Raw genomic sequence first — 4,930 nt, forward strand, 5'->3', positions numbered from 1 at the left:
GGGGGCGGCCCCCCCCCCCCCCCCCCCCCCCCACGACGCACCCCGCCTCTCGGCCGCCACCGGACTACCCGGTCGCGCGGCCCGGCACACCTGGGAACGACCGGTGGGACCTGAACCCCGTCGCTCGTTCCGGTGATGCCACCCGTTCCGGGTTCCCTCGGTCCGGGAACCGCGATCCGGTGAACCGGCTCGCGGCCCCGACCGGCGGCCCCGGAGCACGGCGGGGTGACCGCCAGGCACCGGGGACGTCGACCGCTGAAGCCCGCGCGCAGCCGGGGCGGAGGCGGCAGGCGTCCCGGACCGCCGGGCAACCGCGCCGTCGGGGGATCGCGCCACCGGGCGACAGCGCCACCGGACCACCGGGTGGAGGGCAACCGGGACCGGCACGACCGGAACCGGCCCCGCCCACCCCGGACCACCCGGCTCGGGCGCCTCACCTCGACGACGGGGTGGGGCGGCCGAGACTTGGGCGACCCACTTCAGCGATGGGGTGGGGCGGCTGGGACTCGGACAGCTCACCTCAGCGATGGGGTGGGAACGGCCGGGATCTGGGCGGCCCATCTCGGTGACGGGGTCGGGCGGCTGGGCCTCGGGCAACTCACCCCGGCCATGGGGTGGGGCCGAGCTCTGGGTGACCCACTCCAGCGATGGGGTGGGGCGGTCGGGCCTCGGACGGCTCACCTCAGCGATGGGGTGGGAACGGCCGGGGTCCGGGCGGCCCGTCTCGGTGACGGGGTCGGGCGACCGGGTCTCCGGTGACCCGCCTCGGCGACGAGGTCCGGGTGTCCGGGAGCTCTGGCGACCGGGTCCGGGGACGTGCCGCCGGGTCCGCGTGGCCTGGTTCGGGTGACCCGCGCTCGGGAGACCGGGCCCGGTCCGCCCGGCGGCTCCACCCGGTCCGCCGGGGAGCCCCACCAGGGGCTTCCGGGCCCCGTCGGGGCGCCCGGCGCGGTTCAGCGGGAGCAGGCCACTGTTCGTACCCCTGTTGTCGACCATTCGGACGTCGGAGCGGTACGGTAGGGCCTCACCGGTACGGGCGACGCGTGCGTCCGTGCTGTTCGTTGTCGGTACGCCTACTCGTAACACCAGGGCTGTTGTCTGCGATGACCAACTTGGGGGACGGACTGGACGCCGAAGTGGGCGCAGCCGTCGATGGCGACCGCCACGCGATCGAGCGACTGCTGGCGTCGATCCGGCCCCTCGTGGTGCGGTACTGCCGCGCCCGTGTCGGCAGGCAGGAGAGGTCGTTCGCCTCGGCGGACGACGTGGCCCAGGAGGTGTGTCTCGCCGTGCTGACGGCGTTGCCCAGCTATCGGGACCAGGGACGGCCTTTCCTCGCTTTCGTCTACGGGATCGCCGCCCACAAGGTGGCCGACGCGCACCGGTCGGCCGCCAGGAACCGGTCCGAACCGGTCCCCGAGGTCCCCGACGCCCCGGAGACGGAGGCGGGCCCCGAGCAGCGGGCCATGCAGGGCGAGCTGTCGGGGCGGATGGCGCAACTGCTGAAGATCCTGCCGGAGAAGCAGCGGGAGATCCTGCTGCTTCGCGTGGTGGTCGGCCTGTCGGCCGAGGAGACCGCGACCGCGGTCGGTTCCACGCCGGGCGCGGTACGGGTGGCGCAGCACCGCGCCCTCGCACGCCTCCGCAAAGCACTCGCTGCGGAGGAGGTGGTCTGAGTGGCCGACCAGCACGAGAAGGGCAACGGAGAAGTCGTGCGCGGACAGGACGAGAGAACCCCGCTCACCCCTGACGATCCGGTGGTCGAACCGGGCGACGACCTGGCAGGCATCCGAGCCGACGACGCGCTCCTCGACGCGCTCGGCGGGCGGGACGGCGATCGGCCGGACTCGCTCGTCGACGACGAGTTGAACGCGCTGCTCATGGCCTGGCGGGACGAGGTCGACAGCAGTCCGGTGGGTGAGCTCGTGGACACCGACACAGCCGTGGCGACGATCGCCGCCGCGCGACCCTCCCCGCCGAGCAGGCACCGCTTCCTGATCCCGCTGGCCAGCGCCGCGGCGATCGTGGCGATCGCCTTCACCGGGGTCAGCCTGGTCGCCCGCGACGCGCTCCCCGGCGACTCCCTCTGGGGCCTGACCAGGGTCCTGTACTCCGATCACGCGAAGTCCGTCGAGGCCGCCGTGACCGTGAAGTCCGACCTGGACACCGCCCGCGCCGCGCTGCGCCTGGGCAACCTGGTCGACGCCCGCGCCGCGCTCGCCAACGCGGGCGCGCACCTGCCGTCCATCCTGGCGTCCGACGGCAAGGAGGAGCTGGTCCAGACCCACTCCTCGCTCATGGACCGCCTCACCAGCACGGGCCCCGCGCCGTCGTCCTCGTCGGCCGTCGTGCCGCCGAACCCCGGCACGACCGCGCAGGCGCCGACGTCCACCCCGGACCCGCTGCCGACCACGCAGCCCGTGACGTCCAGCACACCCAGCCCGCCGCCGTCGTCCAGCACGACGACCGAGCCGCCCAGCCCGTCCGGCGAGACGCAGCCCGCCCCGCCGCCCGCGAGCGACCCGAACGGCGGCAACGCGACCTCCAGCGAGCGCAACGGGGAGCAGTCGTCCGCCAAGGAGCAGGCGACCCCGTAGCCCTCCCCGGACCGCCCCGCGGCCGGAACCACCGGAGCCCGCCTCCCCCTCGGGGAAGCGGGCTCCGGGCGTTCTCGGGGACGTCCGCGCGGCACGTGGCGCGCGCGGGTCGGCAGGCCCGCCGCACCGGCCCGGCCGGGGGCAGCGGGCGCTCTCCGACGCGGTCGCCCCCTCGGCGTACCCGCGGCAGTACTCCCAGCTCACGTAGTCCGCCGGGTCCGGGTCGTAGGCGGGCTCGTGCGGGCGCATCCGGCCGTCCGCCAGCAGCTGCTCCAGGCTCGACCGCAGCAGCGCCCAGTCGTGGTAGTGCGGCTCGTCGCACTCGCCGCAGTCGACCACGATGCCGCGCACCCCCTTGGGTTCGAGCAGCGCCTGGTAGACCGCGAGGTCGCTCAGGTCGCCCACCAGCTCGGCGCGCTCGGCGTCGTCCATCGGCGGGTGGTCGTGCTCCTCGGCCGGGTCGCCCAGGGACCGCGCCGGGTCCTCCGGGTCTCCCGCGAACGGGTCTGGTGGCAAAGCGTCGTGCGGCACGACCACGCACGGTACCGGGCCGACCGCCCCACCGGTCCGGATACCATGGGTCGAACCCGTCGCCGCCTGCGGAAAACCCACTCCTCGGGCGGCGGGACTCAGCGCACGACGGAAGGCAAGCCAGCAGCCATGACCAGCGAGCTGAACGCTGACGGTGTCCCGAGCAAGTTCGCCATGCTGGGACTGACCTTCGACGACGTACTGCTGCTGCCCGCCCAGTCGGAGATCGTGCCGAGCGGGGTCGACACCAGCACCCGTCTGTCGAGGAACATCGTCCTTCGCGTGCCACTGGCCTCCGCGGCCATGGACACCGTCACCGAGGGCCGCATGGCCATCGCGATGGCCCGGCAGGGCGGCATCGGCGTGCTGCACCGCAACCTCTCCGTCGAGGAGCAGGCCCGGCAGGTCGAGACCGTGAAGCGCTCCGAGGCGGGCATGGTCAGCGACCCGGTGACCTGCTCCCCCGGCGACACGATCAAGCACGTCGACGACCTGTGCGCCCGCTACCGCATCTCCGGCGTCCCGGTCACGGACGAGGCGGGCAAGCTCGTCGGCATCATCACCAACCGGGACATCCGGTTCGAGGTCGACTACAGCCGCAAGGTCGCCGAGGTCATGACCAAGGGCCCGCTGATCACCGCCCAGGTGGGCGTGTCGGCCGAGGCCGCGCTGGGCCTGCTGCGCCGCCACAAGATCGAGAAGCTGCCGATCGTCGACGGCGACAACAAGCTGCGCGGGCTCATCACGGTCAAGGACTTCGTCAAGACCGAGCAGTACCCGAACGCCTCCAAGGACCCCGACGGCAGGCTGCTGTGCGCCGCCGCCGTGGGCGTCGGCGAGGACAGCTTCACCCGCGCGATGGCCCTGGCCGACGCGGGCGTCGACGCGATCATGGTCGACACCGCGCACGGCCACCAGCGCAACGTGCTGGAGATGGTCGCGCGGATCAAGAAGGAGGTCGGCGAGGCGGTCGACATCGTCGGCGGCAACGTCGCCACCCGCGCGGGCGCGCAGGCGCTGGTCGACGCGGGCGCGGACGGCGTGAAGGTCGGCGTCGGCCCCGGCTCCATCTGCACCACCCGCGTCGTCGCGGGCGTGGGCGTGCCGCAGATCACCGCCATCTACGAGGCGTCGCTCGCGTGCCGCCCGGCGGGCGTCCCGGTCATCGGCGACGGCGGCATCCAGTACTCCGGCGACATCGCCAAGGCCATCGCGGCGGGCGCCAGCGCGGTCATGCTCGGCAGCCTGCTCGCGGGCACCGCCGAGTCGCCCGGCGAGCTCGTGCTGGTCAACGGCAAGCAGTTCAAGACCTACCGGGGCATGGGCTCGCTGGCCGCGCTGCGCGGTCGCGGCGAGGGCAAGTCCTACTCGAAGGACCGGTACTTCCAGGACGACGTGCTGTCCGAGGACAAGCTCGTCCCCGAGGGCATCGAGGGCCGGACCCCCTTCCGGGGCCCGCTGTCGCAGGTGGTGCACCAGCTCGCGGGCGGTCTGCGGGCGGCGATGGGCTACACCGGCTCCCAGTCGATCCCGCAGCTGCAGGACGCGCAGCTGGTGCGGATCACGGCGGCCGGGCTCAAGGAGAGCCACCCGCACGACATCCAGATGACCGTCGAGGCGCCCAACTACCACACCCGCTGATCACCCCCTCCACCCCCGAAGACATCTGGAGTCCCCATGCGTGACGTGGTCGAGATCGGGCTGGGCAAGACCGCGCAGCGCGGCTACCACCTGGACGACATCGCCATCGTGCCGAGCCGCCGCACCCGGGACGTCGACGACGTCTCGACGACCTGGCAGCT

At 73.6% G+C, this 4,930-nt stretch carries 3 protein-coding genes and 2 pseudogenes; 4 read left to right on the forward strand and 1 reads right to left on the reverse strand.

Annotation, left to right across the window (positions count from 1 at the left end; genetic code table 11):
* Window positions 1-1,103 precede the first annotated feature (1,103 nt).
* On the forward strand, window positions 1,104-1,676 hold the full coding sequence (locus ACTUAL_RS01980; protein WP_015805221.1) for a sigma-70 family RNA polymerase sigma factor: 573 nt from the start codon (window positions 1,104-1,106) through the stop codon (window positions 1,674-1,676).
* Complete coding sequence (locus tag ACTUAL_RS01985; RefSeq protein WP_440899057.1) at window positions 1,677-2,597, forward strand: anti-sigma-D factor RsdA; 921 nt, start codon at window positions 1,677-1,679, stop codon at window positions 2,595-2,597. It abuts the gene before it with no gap.
* A gap of 147 nt (window positions 2,598-2,744) precedes the next feature.
* Here the strand turns inward: ACTUAL_RS01985 and ACTUAL_RS01990 are convergent.
* Window positions 2,745-3,134, reverse strand: a pseudogene (locus tag ACTUAL_RS01990) (DUF5319 domain-containing protein); the annotation flags it as partial.
* A gap of 123 nt (window positions 3,135-3,257) precedes the next feature.
* Here ACTUAL_RS01990 and guaB point away from each other — a divergent pair.
* Together guaB and ACTUAL_RS02000 are read left to right on the forward strand one after the other, a co-directional pair.
* On the forward strand, window positions 3,258-4,769 hold the full coding sequence (gene guaB / locus ACTUAL_RS01995) for an IMP dehydrogenase (RefSeq protein ID WP_440899058.1): 1,512 nt from the start codon (window positions 3,258-3,260) through the stop codon (window positions 4,767-4,769).
* Between the two features lie 36 nt (window positions 4,770-4,805).
* Window positions 4,806-4,930: pseudogene (locus ACTUAL_RS02000) on the forward strand (GuaB3 family IMP dehydrogenase-related protein); the annotation flags it as partial.

The organism is Actinosynnema sp. (assembly GCF_052038725.1).